Raw genomic sequence first — 18,483 nt, forward strand, 5'->3', positions numbered from 1 at the left:
AGGGCGTCAGCCCTTGTCGGGCGGCGGCGAGATGCGGTTGAGCACGGTGCTGCCGTCCTTGCTGCGGGTCAGGTAGACCGGCAGCACCTTGGGCAGGTTGTTGACCAGGCGGCCCACTTCACGGGTGTTGTAAATGCCGCTGATGCGGATGCGACCGGTGCTGGCATCGGCCAGCAGCAGGGGCGCGTCGAGGTAGCGGTTGATCACCGGCAGCGCCTGTTCCAGGCTCAGGTTGTCGAGCACCAGCTTGCCGCTGCGCCAGGCCAGGCTGTTGCCGTAGTCGTCGCTCTGCTCCAGTTGGGGCTCGAAATCGCCCTGGTGGTAGCTGGCCTGCATGCCAGGCCCAAGGCGATAGCCGCCGGTGCTGCCATCGCTGGACACCAGTACCGAGCCTTCCACCAGCGTGACCTTGACCTGGTCCTGGTACTTCCACACGTTGAACTGGGTGCCGGTGACCCGTGTCTGGCCGCGACCGGCGTGCACGATGAACGGGTGGTTGCTGTCGTGCTGAACCTTGAAGAATGCCTCGCCGCGCTTGAGCGTGACCTGGCGCTGGTCCTTGTAGTTGAGGTAGGTGAGCTCGGTATTGAGGTTGAGCTGCACCGTGCTGCCGTCGCTCAGCTCCACGGTCTGCATGCGGTCACTGGCTTCGAAGTGCTGGTAGTGGTTGGGCAGCCAACCTTGTTCCCAGCCCACCCAACCGGCCAGCGGCAGTACCGCCAGGGCGATGGCTGCGGCAGACGCCAGCGGGCGCCAGCTGCGTGAACGCGCGGCATGTGGGGCTGGCGGGTTGAACTCGACGACAGTGGCGGTGCGTGGCAACAGGTCGGCGGTTTGCCAGATTTCCAGCATTGCCTCGTATTCCTCGGCATGCCGCGGATCTGCCGCCAGCCAGCGGGCAAAAGCCTCGCGCTCGCCAGCCGTGCAGTCTTCGGCGTGCAGGCGCATGCACCAATGCGCGGCAGCGTCGGTGATGGCATCGTCTGGGCTGGGATTGAGGCGGTCGTGGTTCATTGCGGCTCCGGGTTTTGCGCATTCTACCCTTGCCAGAGGGCTCCCGAGAACCGATGTAATGGCGAATGACTATCAGTTGTGCCGTTTTTTCGTCGGATTTGCAACGGTTTTTCAGCGTTTGAGAACCCTTCGCGCAAGTAAATGCAGGCTGAGATCCTTGGGGCTGCTGCGCAGCCCATCGCGACACAAGGGGCGCAAAGCGCCCCCAACGTCCTATCAGAATTGCGCCGCCTCCAGCCCATAAAGGCTGTCACTACCGGCCCGAATACTGGCCTCAAGCCCCAACCCGCGCGGCAAAATACGTTGGAAGAAGAACGCCGCACACGCCAGCTTGGCACCGTAAAAGTCAGCGTCCTCGTCCTGCCTGGCCAACGCCGCCGCGGCCATCCGCGCCCACATGTAGGCATATGCCGTCAGCCCGAACAGCTGCAGGTACTCTACCGCCACCGAGCTGACCAGATTGGCATCCTCGCCGACACGTGCCCGCAGCCACCCACTGGTCGCCTCCAACCGCGCCAGGCTTGCCTGCAGGGCTTCGCGGTGCAACGGGGCATCCACGCTGAAACTCCGCACTTCGGCGGCAAAGCTGGCCAGCGCCTGGCCGCCGTCGGCCAGTACCTTGCGGCCGAGCAGGTCCAGGGCCTGAATACCGTTGGTACCTTCATAAATCTGCGCAATGCGTACGTCACGCACCCGCTGCTCTTGCCCCCACTCGCGGATATAACCATGGCCGCCATACACCTGCTGGCCAAGCACGCAGCTTTCCAGACCGTTGTCGGTGAAGAACGCCTTGGCCACTGGCGTCAACAGTGCCACCAGGCGCTGGGCATGTTCGCGTTCGCCGGTGTCTTCAGCGTAACGGGCCAGGTCCAGCTGCTGGCCCACGTAGGCGGCAAACGCCCGGCCACCTTCGGTGAGGGTGCGCATGGTCAGCAGCATGCGCCGTACATCGCCGTGGTGGATGATGGGGTCGGCCGCCTTGTCCTGCGCCTGCGGGCCGCTGGCGGCGCGGCTTTGCAGGCGCTCGTTGGCGTAACGGGCGGCGCTTTGGTAAGAGGCTTCGGCGCAGCCGATGCCCTGGATACCGATGGACAGGCGCTCGTAGTTCATCATGGTGAACATGGCTGCCAGGCCCTTGTTCGGCTCGCCCACCAGGTAACCGATGGCGCCATCGAAGTTCATCACACAGGTGGCCGATGCCTTGATGCCCATCTTGTGCTCGATCGAGCCGCAATGGGCGGCGTTGCGTGCGCCCAGGCTGCCGTCGGCCTCGACCAGGTACTTGGGCACCAGAAACAGCGAGATGCCTTTGGCGCCAGCAGGTGCATCCGGCAGCTTGGCCAGGACCAGGTGGACGATGTTCTCGGTCAGGTCCTGCTCGCCACCGGTAATGAAAATCTTGCTGCCACTGATGTGATAGCTGCCATCGGCCTGGGGTTCGGCACGCGTGCGGATCAGCCCCAGATCGGTGCCGGCATGGGGTTCGGTGAGGCACATGGTGCCCGCCCAGCGGCCTTCGTACAGGGGCGGCAAGTAAGTGGCCTTGAGCGTTTCGCTGGCGTGGGCATCGATGGCCAGGCAGCTGCCAGCACTCAAGGCCGAATACAGGCTGAAGCTGCAATCGGCGGCGTAGAGCATTTCTTCGAACAGCACGCCCAGCATTTTCGGCATGCCCATGCCGCCATACGCCGGGTTGCCGCCCAAGCCGACCCAGCCGCCTTCGCGGTAGGTGTGCCAGGCTTCGCGGAAACCGTCTGGTGTGGTGACCTGGCCTGCTTCGAAGTGCACGCCTTGTTCGTCGCCGTTGCGGCTGAGCGGAGCGATCAGCTGGCCGGTGACTTTGGCGGCTTCTTCGAGGATGGCGTCGGCGGTGTCGGCGTCGATGCGCTCGGCCAGGGCGGGCAGGCGGGCCCACAGGGCCGGGGCGTTGAATACGTCATGCAGGACGAAGCGCATGTCGCGCAGTGGGGCTGAATAGGTAGTCATCGTTGGCTCTTGAAGGGGAGAAATCAGGTGCGGCCTCTTCGCGGGCATGCCCGCGAATAGGCCGCTACGGGATCAGAGGGCTTTGGCCCGGTCGCGCAGCACGTACTTCTGGATCTTGCCGGTGGAGGTTTTGGGCAGCTCGCCAAACACCACGGTCTTGGGCACCTTGAACCCGGCCAGGTGCTCGCGGCACCAGCTGGTGATGTCGGCTTCGCGGGTGTCTTCCCTGCCAGGCTTCAGGGCTACGAAGGCGCATGGGGTTTCTCCCCATTTTTCATCCGGGCGCGCCACCACGGCGGCCTCGAGCACCGCCGGGTGTTTGTACAGGGCGTCCTCGACCTCGATGGTGGAAATGTTCTCGCCACCGGAAATGATGATGTCCTTGAGCCGGTCCTTGATCTCCACATAACCGTCCGCATGCCACACGGCCAGGTCGCCGGTGTGGAACCAGCCGCCACGGAAGGCTTCGGCGGTGGCCTCGGGGTTTTTCAGGTAGCCCTTCATCACCGTGTTGCCGCGCATGAAAATCTCGCCCAGCGTGTTGCCATCGCGCGGCACCGGCTCGAGGGTTTGCGGGTCGGCGACCATCAGGCCGTCGAGGGTCGGGTAACGCACACCTTGGCGTGACTTGATGCGCGCGCGTTCTTCCAGCGTCAGTTCGTCCCACGCGTCATGCCAGGCACACACGGTCACCGGGCCGTAGACTTCGGTCAGGCCGTAGGTGTGGGTGACCTGGATACCCATTTCTTCCACGGCACCGATCACCTTGGCCGGTGGTGCGGCGCCGGCCACCATGGCCTGTACCGGGTGCTCGATGGCGGCCTTGGCGGCTTCCGGCATGTTGACCAAGGCGTTGAGCACGATCGGTGCGCCGCACAGGTGGCTGACCCGGTGTTCGCGGATAAGGTTAAGAATCTTCTGCGGGTCGACCCGGCGCAGGAAAACATGCGTGCCGGCCAGGGCGGTGATGGTCCAGGGGTAGCACCAGCCGTTGCAGTGGAACATCGGCAAGGTCCACAGGTACACCGGGCGATGCCCCATGGCCCAGGTCATCTGGTTACCCAAGGCGTTCAGGTAGGCGCCGCGGTGATGGTAGACCACGCCCTTTGGGTTGCCGGTGGTGCCGGAGGTGTAGTTGAGCGAAATGGCCTGCCACTCGTCATCCGGCCACTCCCAGGCATATTCCGGGTCGCCCTCGGCGAGCAGGGCCTCGTAGTCCAGTTCGCTGACCGCACGGCCTTCACCATACTCGGGGTCATCCACGTCCACTACCAATGGCGGATGTTCGAGCAGCGCCAGGGCGGCTTCAATCACCGCATGGAACTCGCGGTCGGTAATCAGCACCTTGGCCTCGCCGTGTTGCAGCATGAAGGCGATGGCCTCGGCGTCCAGGCGTACGTTCAGGGTATTGAGCACGGCACCGGTCATGGGCACGCCAAAGTGGGCTTCGAGCATGGCCGGGGTGTTGGGCAGCATTACTGCCACGGTGTCGCCACGGCCGATGCCGCGGCCCACCAGGGCACTGGCCAGGCGGCGGCAGCGTTGGTAGGTGTCTTGCCAGTTACGGCGGATGGCGCCGTGAATCACGGCTGGATACTGGCCGTATACCGCAGCGGTGCGTTCGATGAAACTCAGCGGGGTGAGGGCGACATGGTTGACGGCAGCGGGCATCAGGCCCTGGGCATAGATCGACATGCGGTAATCCTGTAAGGGAGGCATGCGCAGCCTGTGCGCTTGGCCCCCGGTGGCTGATTGTTAGCTCTGTTCAGGGTGCGGGGAGGCGTACGGTAGGCCGCCTTCCTCTGTCGCAGTTTTACGCGAACCGCTATGGTAGTAGGAATATCGACTATAGCAATATAGTAAAACTACTATAACAACGAGCCGCCTACCGTGGACAAGACCGCTTATCCCTTGCTCGCCAAGGACCCTCAACCCAGCCTGCTGCTGGCCGGTGACGCCAGGCCGCTGGCGCTCAACCCCGCGCTGCAAGCCTGGGTAGATGCAGGCCCGGGGTTGGCCAGCTGGCTGCCGGCCAACTGCGCCGCGCTGGTACGTGCCTGCCTGCGCCAGCATCGGGCGATTGCCGATGTCGAGGTGCAGGTGGGTGAGCGCATCGTGCTGTGGACGTTCATTCCTGATGACCAGGGGCAGCAGGTGCTAGGGCGCTGCCGTGACGCCAGCGAAGAGCGCCAGGGGGCGCGAGAGGCCAGCCGCGCACGGCGCTTGTATCGGCTGATCATCGAGAACACCACCGACCTGATCTCCCGGCACAGCCCCGATGGCCGCTTTCTCGATGCTTCTCCGGCCGCATTCCGCCTGCTCGGGTTGTGGCCCGAGCAACTACGCGGCATGCCCGTGCACAGCCTGCTGCACCCACGCGAGCGGCGCCAGGTGCTGCGCCAGGCGGCAGCGGCGCTGGACCAGGATGGCTACCACACCATGACCTGCCGGGTACGCCAGGCTGCGGGCGGTTACCGTTGGTTCGAAATCGCCAGCCGGGCCATCCGCGAAACCTACACCGGCACGGTGGTGGAGGTGGTCAGCGTGTCCCGCGACATCACCTTGCGCATCGAAGCCCAGGAAAGCCTGGCGCACAGTGCCCGGCTGGCCACCCTCGGCGAACTGGCCTCGGGCATTGCCCACGAGATCAATCAGCCGTTGGCTGCGGTGGTCAATTACGCCAACGCCAGCTTGCGCTACCTGTCGAGCATCGAGCGCGACCCGCAGGCCCGTGAGCGTGTAGGGCAGGGGTTGCAACGCATCAGCGAACAGGCCACCCACGCCGCTGAAGTGATCCGCCGCTTGCGCGCTTTCCTGCGCAAGGGGCCACGAAACCTGCAGGCGCTGGACGTGACCGAGGTCGCCGAGGAGGCCATGCGCTTGTGCGCTTGGGAGGCCGCGCGCGACCAAGTGACGGTGGAGCTGCGCATGAGTACGCAACTGCCCTTGGTGTACGCCGACCGGGTGTTGCTGGAACAGGTCCTGCTCAACCTGTTGCGCAATGCCATCGATGCCAACCGCGAGCAGCAGGGCGAGCGGCCGTCACGTATCCTGCTCGGCGCTGTGCGTGATGGCGACGGCGTGCTGGTGGAGGTGGCTGACCAGGGCCCGGGTGTGGACCCCGAGCGCCTGGACGAAATATTCACGCCGTTCACCACCAGCAAGGCCGACGGCCTGGGACTGGGTTTGAGCATGAGCCGCAGCCTGATCGAAGGCTTTGGTGGCAGCCTGTGGGCGCGGGCGGGTGACAACGGCGGTCTGGTATTGTGCTGCCGCCTGGCGGTCAGCAGGGGATAAGGGGGAGTTGAGGGTGCAAGCGACGGTGTATGTGGTCGATGACGACCAAGGGATGCGCGACTCGACGGTGTGGCTGCTGGAGTCGGTGGGTTTGCAGGCGTTGCCGTTTGCCAGTGGGCAGGCATTTCTCGATGCCTGCGTCGACGATGGGCCTGCCTGTGTGCTGCTGGATGTGCGCATGCCGGGGCTGGGCGGGCTTGCGGTACAGCAGGCGATGCGCGAGCGCGGCCTGGCGCTGCCGGTGATCTTCGTCAGTGGCCATGCCGATGTGCCGATCGTGGTGCGCGCGTTCAAGGCTGGCGCCTGCGACTTCATCGAAAAGCCTTACAACGACCAGTTGCTGCTCGACAGCGTGCAGGCCGCGCTGGAGCATGCCACGCGTGCGCGGCAGGGCGATCAGGCATTGGCTCAGGTGCAGGTGCGTATCGACGGCCTGACGCCGCGTGAGCGTGATGTGTTCGTGCCGCTGGCCCAGGGGTTGAACAACCGAGAGATTGCCGAGCAACTGGGCATCAGCGTAAAGACCGTGGACCTGTACCGGGGGCGGGTGATGAAGCGTTTGCAGGCGGGCAGCCTGGCAGAACTGGTGGGCATGGCGATTGCCTGCGGGGCTGTGGAGGCATTGGGCTTGCGAGCGCGCTAGCCGCCTTGGCGCCCCCCAACAGAAGCGGCATTTCAGCCAGAAATATGAAATTTTGCATAGCTACCTAATCAAGGCTTTGACATTCACTGCCTAGGCAGTAATATTTTCACACAATTACCCGAGCAATCCCCCGATGGCCCATTTTTCCCCCGAAAACTTCCAGACCTGCGCCATCGGCATGTTGCTCGGCCGCGCAGCGATCCTGAAGGATCGCATTCTCGACTGGCACCTTGAATCAGAGGGCGTCACCGCCGCGCAGTTCAAGGTGCTGATCATCGTCACCCAGTACCAGGTAGACACCCCGGCCGAGCTTTGCCGCTACCTGGGCCTGGACAGCGGTTCGATGACCCGCATGCTCGACCGCCTCGAACAGAAGGACCTGATCGTGCGCAACCGCTGCGCCGACGACCGCCGCCAGGTGCGCCTGGCGCTCACCGCCGACGGCCAGCGCCTGGCCGACCGCCTGCCGGAAATTGGCGCCGCCGCCATGAACGAGTTGTGCGGCGTGCTGGCACCTGACGAGCTCAAGGCCCTGGAAGGCCTGCTGGCCAAGGTGCTGCTCAGTGCTGGCGACCCGTTGACGATCCGCCGTTTTGGCGACCGTTGAACCCTGTCACGAATTATTCAAGGTATTGTCATGGCCACTCCCGCAGACACCCCGACTCCCTCCGCCGCGCCCGAACCGTCGCGCAAGCGCAAGGCCTGGCTGCTTGGCCTGGTGTTGTTGCTGATCCTTACCGGTATCGGCACCTGGGCCTGGTACAGCCTGGTCGGGCGCTGGCACGAAAGCACCGACGATGCCTACGTCAACGGCAACGTGGTGGAGATCACCCCGCTGGTCACCGGCACCGTCACCAGCATTGGTGCCGATGACGGCGACCTGGTCCACGCCGGCCAGGTGTTGCTGCAATTCGACCCGGCCGACAGCGAGGTGGCCTTGCAGTCCGCCGAGGCCAAGCTGGCGCGCAGTGTGCGGCAGGTACGCGGGCTGTACAGCAACGTCGACTCGCTCAAGGCTCAGCTGGAAACCCGCCAGGCCGAATTGCGCAAGGCACAGCAGGACTTCAACCGGCGCAAGGTGCTCGCCGACAGCGGTGCCATTGCCGCAGAAGAGCTGTCTCATGCCCGCGACGACCTGAGTGTGGCACAGGCTGCTGTCAACAGTGCCCGCCAGCAACTCAGCACCAGCAGCGCGCTGGTCGATGACACCGTGGTGTCTTCGCATCCCGAGGTGATGGCTGCTGCTGCCGACCTGCGTCAGGCCTACCTCGATCATGCCCGTACCACCTTGGTGGCACCGGTAACCGGCTACGTTGCCAAGCGCACCGTGCAATTGGGCCAGCGCCTGCAACCGGGCACTGCGACCATGGCGGTGATCCCGCTGGACCAGGTGTGGATCGATGCCAACTTCAAGGAAACCCAGCTGCGTGACATGCGCATCGGCCAGCCGGTGCAGATCAGCGCCGACCTGTACGGCAGCGAGGTCAAGTACAGCGGCACGGTGGACAGCCTGGGGGCCGGTACCGGTAGCGCATTCGCGCTGTTGCCTGCACAAAACGCCACTGGCAACTGGATCAAGATCGTGCAGCGGGTGCCGGTGCGTATTCACCTCAGCCCTGACCAGCTCAAGGACCACCCGTTGCGCATCGGCCTGTCCACGGTGGTGGAAGTCGACCTGCACGACCAGAGTGGCCCGGCCCTGGCCCAGCAGCCGCCGCAGCAGGCCAGCTACACCACCCAGGTGTACGACCGCCAACTGGTCGAGGCAGACGACCTGATTGCCCGGCTGATTCACGAAAACAGCGCAACCGGCAAGACGGCCCAGCGATGAGCAACAACGCCGCTGCCCAGTTCACGCCGCCGAGCCTGCTGCTGACCACCATCGGCCTGTCGCTGGCGACGTTCATGCAGGTGCTCGACACCACCATCGCCAACGTGGCGTTGCCGACCATTTCCGGCAACCTGGGGGTGAGTTACGAGCAGGGCACCTGGGTCATCACGTCGTTCGCGGTGAGCAACGCCATCGCCTTGCCGCTGACCGGCTGGCTGAGCCGGCGGTTTGGTGAAGTGAAACTGTTCATCTGGGCCACGCTGCTGTTCGTGCTGGCCTCGTTCCTGTGCGGTATCGCCCAGTCGATGCCGGAGCTGGTCGGCTTTCGCGTGTTGCAAGGGGTGGTTGCCGGGCCGTTGTACCCGATGACCCAGACTTTGCTGATTGCCGTGTACCCCCCGGCCAAGCGGGGGATGGCGTTGGCGCTGCTGGCGATGGTCACGGTGGTGGCGCCGATTGCCGGGCCGATTCTGGGGGGCTGGATTACCGACAGCTACAGTTGGCCATGGATCTTCTTCATCAACGTGCCCATCGGCCTGTTCGCCGCCGCCGTCGTGCGTCAGCAGATGCGTTCGCGGCCTGTGGTCACCAGCCGCCAGCCGATGGATTACATCGGTTTGCTCACGTTGATAATCGGTGTCGGTGCGTTGCAGGTGGTGTTGGACAAAGGCAATGACCTGGATTGGTTCGAGTCTTCGTTCATCATCGTCGGCAGCCTGATTTCGGTGGTGTTTCTGGCCGTGTTCGTGATCTGGGAACTGACCGACCGCCACCCTGTGGTGAACTTGCGCCTGTTCGTGCACCGCAACTTCCGGGTTGGCACCCTTGTGCTGGTCGGGGGGTATGCGGGGTTCTTCGGCATCAACCTGATCCTGCCGCAATGGTTGCAGACGCAGATGGGCTACACCGCGACTTGGGCGGGCCTGGCGGTGGCGCCAATCGGCTTGCTGCCGGTGATCATGTCGCCGTTCGTGGGCAAGTATGCGCACCGGTTCGACCTGCGGGTGCTGGCGGGGCTGGCGTTCCTGGCGATCGGTACCAGCTGCTATATGCGTGCGGGCTTCACCAGTGAGGTGGACTTCCAGCATGTGGCCCTGGTGCAGTTGTTCATGGGTATTGGTGTGGCGCTGTTCTTCATGCCGACCTTGAGCATCCTGCTGTCTGATCTGCCGCCGCACCAGATCGCCGACGGGTCGGGGCTGGCGACCTTCCTGCGTACGCTGGGGGGGAGTTTTGCCGCGTCGTTGACGACCTGGATCTGGATTCGTCGGGCGGATCAGCACCATGCTTACCTGAGCGAGAATATCAGCCAGTTCGACCCGGCAACGCGTCATACGCTTGAGCAGTTGGGCGGGGCCAACCCGCAAAGCTATGCGCAGCTGGAGCAGATACTCAACGGGCAGGCGTACATGATGTCGACGGTGGATTACTTCACCTTGATGACCTGGGTGTTTGCCGGGTTGATTTTGCTGGTGTGGTTTGCCAAGCCACCGTTCATCGCCAAGGCGGGACCGGCTTCGGCAGGGCATTGAAGCCGCAGTATCACGGCCACAACCCTGGGTTACCCCCAGTGCTGTGGCCGTGTCAGGCCTACTTTTAAAGCCAAGCCTTGATTTGAGCGCTGACGGCTTGCGTTGAGATGCCATAGCGGTCGTGCAAAGTCGGCAAGGCGCCGGCATCCAGGAAGGCATCTGGCAGCGCGATCTGGCGGAATGTCGGCGTTACGCTATTGCGCATCAACAACCCGGCCACAGCTTCACCCAAGCCGCCAATGATCGAAGCGTTTTCTGCCGTGACCACCAGGCGTCCGGGCTTGCGCGCTTCAGCCAGAATCGTTTGCTCGTCCAGCGGCTTGACGGTCGGTACGTGCAGCACCGCAACGTCGACACCATCCGCCTTCAGTTTCTCGGCAGCTTCGAGGGCGCGCATGGTCATCAGGCCTGTGGAAATGATCAGTACATCGTTGCCCGTGCGCAGGTTCTTGGCTTTGCCGATTTCAAACTTGTAGCCGTATTCGTCAAGCACTACTGGCACATTGCCCCGGAGCAGGCGCATGTACACTGGCCCTTGGTGCGCTGCAATCGCTGGAACGGCTTGTTCGATTTCCAGCGCATCGCAGGGGTCTACGATCATCAGATTTGGCATGGCGCGGAAGATCGCAAGGTCGTCCGTCGCCTGGTGGCTCGGGCCGTAGCCGGTAGTCAGCCCTGGCAGGCCGCATACGATCTTGACGTTGAGGTTTTCCTCTGCAATCGCCATGCAGATGAAGTCGTACGCGCGGCGTGAGGCGAATACCGCATAGGTGGTCGCGAACGGCGTGAAGCCTTCCCGGGCCATACCGGCAGCTGCGCTCATCAGCAACTGTTCGGCCATGCCCATCTGATAGAAACGATCCGGGTGGGCCTTGGCGAAGATGTGCAGGTCTGTGTACTTCGAGAGGTCTGCAGACAGCCCGACGATGTCCTGACGTTGCTCGGCCAGTGTCGCCAGTGCATGCCCAAACGGCGCAGGGCGTGTCGTCTGACCTTCAGAAGCGATCGAGGCAATCATCGCCGAAGTGGTCAAACGTTTTTTGCCCGTTGCCGGGTTATTTACACTACTCATTTGCTGCTCCCGAGCTGAAGGTTTTCAAGCGCCAGATCCCATTCGTTTTCATCAACGCGGATGAAGTGAGTTTTCTCGCGACCCTCCAGGAAGTCCACGCCCTTGCCCATCTTGGTGTCGCAGATGATCACTCTTGGTTGCTCCCCTTGGTGTTGTCGGGCAGCGTCGAATGCGGTGACCAGCGCTTGCAGATCATTGCCGTCTACACGCTGCGTGAACCAGCCGAAGGCCTGCCAGCGATCCACGATGGGTTCAAAAGCCAGTACTTCGCTTGAGTGGCCGTCAGCCTGTTGGTTGTTGACGTCGATGATTGCGATCAGGTTGTCGAGCTTCCAGTGCGAGGCCGACATCGCTGCCTCCCAGGTCGAACCCTCGTTCAACTCTCCGTCGGACAACAGGTTGTAGACGAATGAATCCGACTTCTTGCGCTTGAGGCCCAGGCAAGCGCCGACCGCGATGCCCAGCCCGTGGCCCAAAGAGCCGCCGGTGATTTCCATTCCCGGTGTGTAGGCCGCCATGCCCGACATCGGCAAGCGGCTGTCGTCGGAGCCGTAGGTTTCCAGCTCTTCGAGCGGGATAACTTCGGCTTCGATCAACGCCGCGTACAAGGCTATCGCGTAGTGACCAATGGACAGATAGAAGCGATCACGCTGTTCCCATTCCGGGTTATGAGGCTGGTAGCGCAGTGCGTGAAAGTAAGACACCGCAAGCAGATCGGCCGCGCCTAGCGCCTGGCCGACATAGCCCTGGCCCTGAACCTGGCCCATGCGCAGGGCATGGTGACGAATGTTGTAGGCGCGCTCTGTCAGCGCCGCCAGTGTGGTGGGTGAGGGTTGAGCAGTCATTCGGGAAACTCCAATTAACTCAGCGATTGACCGAAGCGGCAGGGATGCGCAACACCAGGCAGGCACCTACCAGCAGTACGGCGGTGATGAGGTACATGCCGATGGCACTGGACCCGGTTGTGGTCGTAATCCAGCCGATCAGGTAAGGCGAGCAGAACCCGGCGAGGTTGGCGAAGCTGTTGATTCCGGCAATACCGGCCGCCGCCGACACGCCGCCCAGCAGCGTGGTGGGCAGCATCCAGAACAGCGAGGAAGCCGACAGCACGCCTGAAGCCGCCAGGCACAGGCTCAGTATCGAAAGCAACAGGTTGCCGCCCATCAGTGTTGCCAGCGTCAGGCCGATTGCACCGGCGATCATCGGTACGACGAGGTGCCAGCGGCGCTCGCGGTGTTTGTCGCCACTGCGGCCCATGAGCAACATGGCAGCAATTGCACAGATGTACGGCAGGCTGGTCAGAAGGCCGATGTGCAAGGGGTCGGATACGCCTGCGTTGCGCACCAGTGTCGGCAGCCAGAAGGTGATAGCGTACTGGCCCATCACGACACAGAAGTAGATGCACGCCAGCAGCCACAAGCGGCGATCCCGGATGAACTCACGAGGTGAGGCGTGGGTGACCTTGCAGCTGTTGTCTTCGGCCAACTCTTTGTTGACCAGCGCCTTTTCATCATCCGTGAGCCAGGTTGCCTGATGCACGCCGTCCTTCAGATAGGCCAGCACCAACAGGCCAACGATGACAGTCGGAATGGCTTCGAGAACGAACATCCACTGCCAGCCGGCCCAGCCATGGAAGCCTGCAAAGCTGTTCATGATCCAGCCGGAGATCGGCCCCCCAACCATGCCCGACAGGGGGATCGCCACGAACCACAGCACCGTCATTCTTGCGCGGCGGTAGGAGGGAAACCAGTAGGTCAGGTACAGCAACAGCCCTGGTGCCAAGCCCGCTTCGGCAATGCCGAGCAAAAAGCGCAACGCATAGAACTGCCAGGCCGTTTCGACGAAGGCGAACAGGGCAGAGATGATGCCCCAGGAAATCATGATACGAGCGATCCAACGCCGAGCGCCAACCCGATGCAGGATCAGGTTGCTGGGCACCTCGCAGAGAAAATAACCCAGGAAGAACATGCCCGCACCAAGGCCGTAGACGGCCTCGCTCAATGACAGGTCGTTCATCATTTGCAGCTTGGCGAAGCCAACGTTGACGCGGTCCAGATAAGCACACAGGTAGCACAGCATCAGGAACGGCATCAATCGCCAGGCAGTTTTGCGATACGCGTTGGCGCGGACGCTGACGACCGCCTCCAGAGACAGGGTTGTCATGATGGTCTGATCTCTTGTTTTTATTGACAGCTAACGGCTGTAACGTCGATTCAGAACAGCGCCAGCCGACAGGCCAGCGCAACTACATCCGGCCGGTCATCAGTGGATCAACATGCCGCCGTTCACATCCAGGGTAATGCCTGTCAGGTAGGAGGACAGGTCGCTGGCCAGAAACAGCGCAGCGTTGGCAACGTCCTGTGCTTCACCCAGGCGACCCAGCGGGATGCCATCGATGATCGCGTGGCGGCGCTCGTCCTGCATCAGGCCGCCTGTGATGTCGGTGTGGATCAGGCCGGGTGCAATCGAGTTTACCCGCACGTTGTCAGGGCCCAGCTCACGGGCCATGGCTTTACCCAGCCCCAGCACGCCGGCTTTCGCTGCGCTGTAGTGTGGGCCACCGAAGATGCCACCGCCGCGCTGCGCCGATACCGACGACATGCAAATGATGCTGCCGGATTGCTGTTGGCGCATGTGCGGGATCACTGCCTGCGACATCAGCAATGTGCCGCGCAGGCTTACGTCCAGCACTTTGTCATAGTCGCTGTGCTTGATGTCCAGAATCTTCAACGGTTGAGTGATGCCTGCGTTGTTGACCAGCACGTCGATACGGCCGAAGTGCTCAACGATTTGCGCTACGGCATGCTGCACTTGAGCTTCGTCGGCGACGTTGGCAGCGAGCCCCAGATGCCCTTCGCCAAGCGCGGCGGCAGCGTCGCGAGCGGCGGATTCATCCAGGTCCAGGATAACCACGCGGGCACCCTGTTGTGCGAACGTGGTGGCAGTGGCTCGTCCGATACCACGTGCCGATGCTGCGCCTGTGATGATGGCGACTTTTCCTTGAAGAAGCATGAGTGAAACCTCTGATTATTTTTATGGGTTCGATTCACCTGAATCGATAGGCGCAGCTTGTCCTTCAGGTGCAGGCCGAGCAATAAGGTAAAAATCACTCGTTGCTGAAGAAAATTCATGGCTCGCATTGCGCGATGGCCAATGATTGAATGCGTCTTCCAAGCAAGGTCAATATCTACAGCGGAAGCCGATGCATGAAAGTCACTGCCGATGCGATACCCGTCATTCCACCGTTGAGGGCAATTCAGTGCTTTGAACAGACCGCACGTTTCGGCAATGTAGCGCGCGCTGCCGAGACACTCGACTTGACGCCTTCAGCTGTCAGCCATCAACTCGCCAATCTAGAGGGAATGATCGGTCGCCAGTTGTTCATTCGAGAGGCTCGCGGTGTGAGGCTTACACCGGTAGGCGAGCAGTACTTGAAAGAAATTTCGGGTGTGCTCCATAGCCTGGCAATTGCCACCGAGCGTGCAGCGAGCGACGTCAGCCTTGATTGCCTGCGGCTGCACTCGTCACCCAGTTTTGGTCTTTTGTGGATCATGCCGAGGCTGGAGGCGTTTCGACTGGCGCATCCTGATATCCAGATCAACCTCTCCTGTTCGTACGAGTCCTTGCACTTCAGCCGGGACAAGATTGATGTTGATATCCGCCACGGCACACCGAACTGGCCAAGTTATGAAGTCCGCACGATACGCGATGAGACGTTCACTGTTCTGGCGTCACCGGGCCTGCTTGCCAAGCGTGCTGTCTCACATCCACGCGACCTGCTGAGCCAAGACCTTATTCTGTCTGAGGCCACCCTGCTCAAATGGCCGCAATGGTTCGCTCAACATGGGTTGGAGCGCCCTGAGAAACCTTATGCATTGAGTTTTGACCGCTCTTACATGACCTTGGAGGCCGCGAGCCACGGCCTTGGTTTCGCGCTCGAAAGTTCAATTCTCGCTCACAAGTATCTTCTCTCTGGTGCGCTGGTCGAAGTCGCACCCGATGCGTTGCGAGTCCCTGTGGCAGCGCACCATCTCGTTTTCCCAAGGGCTCATTCCAGCTTCCCGCGAGTGCGGCGGTTTCTGGAGTGGATGGAGAGCGAGTTGGGGCAGGGCTTCGCTTTCTAGTGCTTGGTGCCGAAGACGGCTGCGAACATAGGAGTGGGTTGACCTGACCTTGGTCATTCCCACGCACAGCTATTTCGCCTATTGTCGGCTCTCCCTCCCCGGAACGAATGGCAGATCCATGGAAAAAGTCATCGTCATCACCGGCGGCAGCCGTGGCATCGGCGCCGCCACGGCGTTGCTGGCCGCCCGTCAGGGCTACCGCATCTGCATCAACTACCACACCGACGAGCAGGCCGCCGAAGATATCCTGGGCCAGGTCCGCGCCTTGGGCGCCGAGGCCATTGCCGTGCGCGCCGACGTCAGCGTCGAGGATGAAATCATCCAGCTGTTCCAGCGCGTTGATGATGAACTCGGCCCGGTCACCGCATTGGTCAACAACGCCGGCACCATCGGCCAGCAAAGCCGGGTGGAAAATATGTCCGAGTTTCGCCTGCTCAAGGTCATGAAAACCAATGTCGTCGGCCCCATGCTCTGCGCCAAGCACGCCCTGCTGCGCATGGCACGTCGGCATGGCGGGCAGGGCGGGGCCATCGTCAACGTGTCATCGGTGGCTGCACGCCTGGGTTCGCCCAACGAATATGTCGACTATGCCGCCTCCAAGGGCGCACTCGATACCTTCACCATTGGTCTGTCCAAAGAGGTGGCTGGCGAGGGCGTGCGGGTCAATGGCGTTCGCCCGGGCTACATTCACACCGGCTTCCATGCGCTGTCCGGTGATCCGGACCGCGTCAGCAAGCTGGAACCCGGCTTGCCCATGGGCCGGGGCGGGCGCCCTGAAGAAGTGGCCGAAGCCATTCTCTGGTTGCTGTCTGACAAGGCATCCTACTCCACGGGCAGCTTCATCGACCTGGGTGGCGGGCGCTGAGCGCGCCCGTCAATCCTGAAGCAGGGTGCGGACCCGCTCGGCCAGCACCTCCAGTTCAAACGGCTTGGTCAGCACCAGCGTGCCTTGTAGCAACTGGCCGTCACTGAGCGCCGCGCTTTCATCGTAGCCGGTGATGAACAGCACCTTGAGGTCCGGGTAGCGCTCGCGGCAGCGCTCAGCCACCTGGCGGCCATTCAGGCCGCCGGGCAAGCCGATATCGCTCAGTAACAGGTCTGGCCGTTCGCCGTTTTGCAGGTAGGCCAAGGCAGTTGGGCCGTCCTCGAATGCATCAACCCGGTAACCCAGCTCTTCCAGCACTTCGCAAACCACCAGGCGCAAGGCCGTCTGATCTTCGATCAACAGGATACGCCGCGCCACTGCACTCTCTTTTTCCAGTACCTTGCGCTGCGGTTTGGGGGCAGGCGGCTTGGGGTGCTCATAGTGGCGGGGCAAAAGCAGCTCGATGCGCGTGCCTTCACCCAGCGTCGAAAGTACGCGCAGTTGCCCACCCGATTGGCGCACGAACCCGTAAGTCATCGACAAACCCAGGCCAGTGCCCTGGCCCATGGGCTTGGTGGTGAAGAAGGGGTCTACGGCACGCTTGGCCACCTCCGCCGACATGCCCTTGCCGTTGTCGATGATGCTCAGTCGCACGTATTCGCCGGCGGGCAGTTCCAGCGCCTGGGCCTGTACCGCGTCAAGCAGCAGGTTGTCGCCGACGATATCGATAACGCCGCCCCCTGGCATGGCGTCGCGCGCGTTGATGCACACGTTGAGCAGGGCGCTTTCCAGTTGGGGTGGGTCGATGAACGTTGGCCATAGCTCGCAGGCAAACCGGCTGCTCAGGGTGATGGCCGGGCCAATGGTGCGGCGTAACAGCTCTTCCATGCCAGCCACCAATGTTGCCACTTGCGTTGAGCAGGGCTGCAGGGTCTGCTGGCGTGAGAACGCCAGCAAACGGTGCACCAGCGAAGAAGCCCGTTGAGCCGAGCCGCTGGAGAGCTCCAGCAATGGCTCGATGGCGTCGAAGCGTGACTGGTTCAGGCGTTGGCGCATCAGCTCTTGCGCGCCCAGAATACCGCCCAGCAGGTTGTTGAAATCGTGGGCGATGCCACCACTGAGCTGGCCCACGGCTTCCATCTTCTGCGCCTGGCGCAGGGCTTCCTCGGCTTTGGCCAGGCGCTTCTGCTCCTGTACGCGCTCGCTGATGTCATAGGCGAACAGAAAAGCGCCTTGTATTTCGCCATCATGGTCGCGCAAGGCATTGAAACGCAGTTCGTAATGGTATTGCTCGGGCGCCTTGCCGAATGTCCCGATCTCGACGAATTGCTCGCCTGCCAAGGCACGCTGCCACATGGACAAGCTCAATGTCCGAACGTTTGGCTCATCGTCGATCAGGTCTGGCAAGTAATCGCCAATTTCAGGCGTACGCCCGAACAACCGTTGAAAGTCATGTTTCGCCTGGCGATTGATGGCCAGCCAACGCATGTCTTTGTCGACCACATGCACATTGACCACGCTGTGGTCGACCAGCTCGGCGAACAGTCGTCGCTCTGCCAGTGCAGCGCTTACCCGTTGCTCCAGTTCTTCGTTCAGGCGTTGCAGGGCCTGCTCTGCCCGACGGCGTTCGGTAACGTCCTTGAACAACACCGCTACCTGGCGTTTCTCGGCAGGCTCCACGCGGAAGGTGGTAACAGACAGCACATGGCCGGTAGCGACCAGTTCCTGCTCGAAATGCAGGGGCTCGCCAGTGCGCAGCACTGCGCCATAGCGGGCTACCCAGTCATCGGCTTCATCGGGCACCATCTCGCGCAGCTTTTGCCCGACCACGTTGGGGATGCCGGCGTGCTTGGCGTAGGCCGCGTTGGCCAGTACATGCACGTAATCACTGAGCGGGCCGTGCGGGCCGTCGAAGAACTCGATGATGCAGAAGCCTTCGTCCATGGTGTCGAACAACGAACGGTAGAAGTTCTGATCGTGGTCCTGGAGGCTGGCAAGCTGGGATTCCAGTTGCGCGTTCTGCCGCTGAAGGGCTTCGACGTGTTGGCGCAGTGAGCGCAGGTCGCGGGAGGGCATGCCGACGTCCGACAAAAGGGGAGGCTCTGACTTTAGCGTGTTC

General features: G+C 62.4%; 15 protein-coding genes. 7 read left to right on the forward strand and 8 right to left on the reverse strand.

The features are described from left to right. Positions 1 to 6: 6 nt before the first annotated feature. The 3 genes from B9A31_RS07800 to B9A31_RS07810 form a co-directional block, all read right to left on the reverse strand. Positions 7 to 1,014 carry a FecR family protein gene (locus B9A31_RS07800; protein WP_025752573.1) on the reverse strand — a complete coding sequence of 336 codons (1,008 nt, stop codon included), beginning with the start codon at positions 1,012 to 1,014 and terminating at the stop codon, positions 7 to 9. Positions 1,015 to 1,230: 216 nt separating this feature from the next. Beyond that, positions 1,231 to 3,000 (reverse strand): acyl-CoA dehydrogenase C-terminal domain-containing protein, encoded by a 1,770-nt coding sequence (locus B9A31_RS07805; protein ID WP_019096664.1) that lies wholly within the window; start codon positions 2,998 to 3,000, stop codon positions 1,231 to 1,233. Between the two features lie 72 nt (positions 3,001 to 3,072). After that, a complete protein-coding gene (locus B9A31_RS07810) occupies positions 3,073 to 4,695 on the reverse strand; it encodes an acyl-CoA synthetase (protein ID WP_019096663.1) in 1,623 nt (540 codons plus the stop codon). 195 nt (positions 4,696 to 4,890) lie between these two features. Between B9A31_RS07810 and B9A31_RS07815 the strand changes: the two genes are divergently transcribed. The 5 genes from B9A31_RS07815 (at position 4,891) to B9A31_RS07835 (ending at position 10,303) form a co-directional block, all read left to right on the forward strand. After that, positions 4,891 to 6,297, forward strand: coding sequence for a sensor histidine kinase (locus tag B9A31_RS07815; protein WP_084296852.1), 1,407 nt, complete (start codon positions 4,891 to 4,893; stop codon positions 6,295 to 6,297). A 13-nt stretch (positions 6,298 to 6,310) separates the two neighbouring features. After that, entirely contained in the window at positions 6,311 to 6,940 is a 630-nt protein-coding gene (locus tag B9A31_RS07820) for a response regulator transcription factor (protein ID WP_084296853.1), read from the forward strand. Between the two features lie 133 nt (positions 6,941 to 7,073). Further along, the gene (locus tag B9A31_RS07825; RefSeq protein WP_016713887.1) at positions 7,074 to 7,547 is read left to right on the forward strand and encodes a MarR family winged helix-turn-helix transcriptional regulator; all 474 of its coding nucleotides are present in this window, start codon (positions 7,074 to 7,076) and stop codon (positions 7,545 to 7,547) included. 30 nt (positions 7,548 to 7,577) lie between these two features. Then, positions 7,578 to 8,771 (forward strand): HlyD family secretion protein, encoded by a 1,194-nt coding sequence (locus B9A31_RS07830; RefSeq protein ID WP_025752571.1) that lies wholly within the window; start codon positions 7,578 to 7,580, stop codon positions 8,769 to 8,771. Next, entirely contained in the window at positions 8,768 to 10,303 is a 1,536-nt protein-coding gene (locus B9A31_RS07835) for a DHA2 family efflux MFS transporter permease subunit (protein ID WP_016713889.1), read from the forward strand. The genes B9A31_RS07830 and B9A31_RS07835 overlap by 4 nt, the downstream gene beginning before the upstream one ends. Positions 10,304 to 10,367: 64 nt before the next feature. On the opposite strand, the gene B9A31_RS07840 is transcribed toward B9A31_RS07835, so the two are convergent. From B9A31_RS07840 to B9A31_RS07855, 4 genes are all read right to left on the reverse strand, one after another. Continuing rightward, positions 10,368 to 11,375 (reverse strand): transketolase family protein, encoded by a 1,008-nt coding sequence (locus B9A31_RS07840; protein WP_016713890.1) that lies wholly within the window; start codon positions 11,373 to 11,375, stop codon positions 10,368 to 10,370. Continuing rightward, positions 11,372 to 12,220 carry a transketolase gene (locus tag B9A31_RS07845; protein WP_084296854.1) on the reverse strand — a complete coding sequence of 283 codons (849 nt, stop codon included), beginning with the start codon at positions 12,218 to 12,220 and terminating at the stop codon, positions 11,372 to 11,374. Before B9A31_RS07845 ends, B9A31_RS07840 begins: the two co-directional genes overlap by 4 nt. Before the next feature lie 19 nt (positions 12,221 to 12,239). After that, entirely contained in the window at positions 12,240 to 13,538 is a 1,299-nt protein-coding gene (locus B9A31_RS07850; RefSeq protein ID WP_016713892.1) for an MFS transporter, read from the reverse strand. Between the two features lie 99 nt (positions 13,539 to 13,637). Then, the gene (locus tag B9A31_RS07855; protein WP_019099735.1) at positions 13,638 to 14,387 is read right to left on the reverse strand and encodes an SDR family NAD(P)-dependent oxidoreductase; all 750 of its coding nucleotides are present in this window, start codon (positions 14,385 to 14,387) and stop codon (positions 13,638 to 13,640) included. Positions 14,388 to 14,581: 194 nt separating this feature from the next. On the opposite strand from B9A31_RS07855, the gene B9A31_RS07860 reads away from it, so the two are divergent. Together B9A31_RS07860 and B9A31_RS07865 are read left to right on the forward strand one after the other, a co-directional pair. Continuing rightward, positions 14,582 to 15,499, forward strand: coding sequence for a LysR substrate-binding domain-containing protein (locus tag B9A31_RS07860; RefSeq protein WP_016713894.1), 918 nt, complete (start codon positions 14,582 to 14,584; stop codon positions 15,497 to 15,499). Positions 15,500 to 15,617: 118 nt separating this feature from the next. After that, positions 15,618 to 16,364 carry an SDR family oxidoreductase gene (locus tag B9A31_RS07865; protein WP_019099734.1) on the forward strand — a complete coding sequence of 249 codons (747 nt, stop codon included), beginning with the start codon at positions 15,618 to 15,620 and terminating at the stop codon, positions 16,362 to 16,364. A 9-nt stretch (positions 16,365 to 16,373) separates the two neighbouring features. On the opposite strand, the gene B9A31_RS07870 is transcribed toward B9A31_RS07865, so the two are convergent. Beyond that, a complete protein-coding gene (locus B9A31_RS07870) occupies positions 16,374 to 18,440 on the reverse strand; it encodes a hybrid sensor histidine kinase/response regulator (protein WP_084296855.1) in 2,067 nt (688 codons plus the stop codon). Between the last annotated feature and the right edge of the window lie 43 nt (positions 18,441 to 18,483).

The organism is Pseudomonas sp. URIL14HWK12:I5 (assembly GCF_900176445.1).
GTDB classification, from domain to species: domain Bacteria; phylum Pseudomonadota; class Gammaproteobacteria; order Pseudomonadales; family Pseudomonadaceae; genus Aquipseudomonas; species Aquipseudomonas monteilii.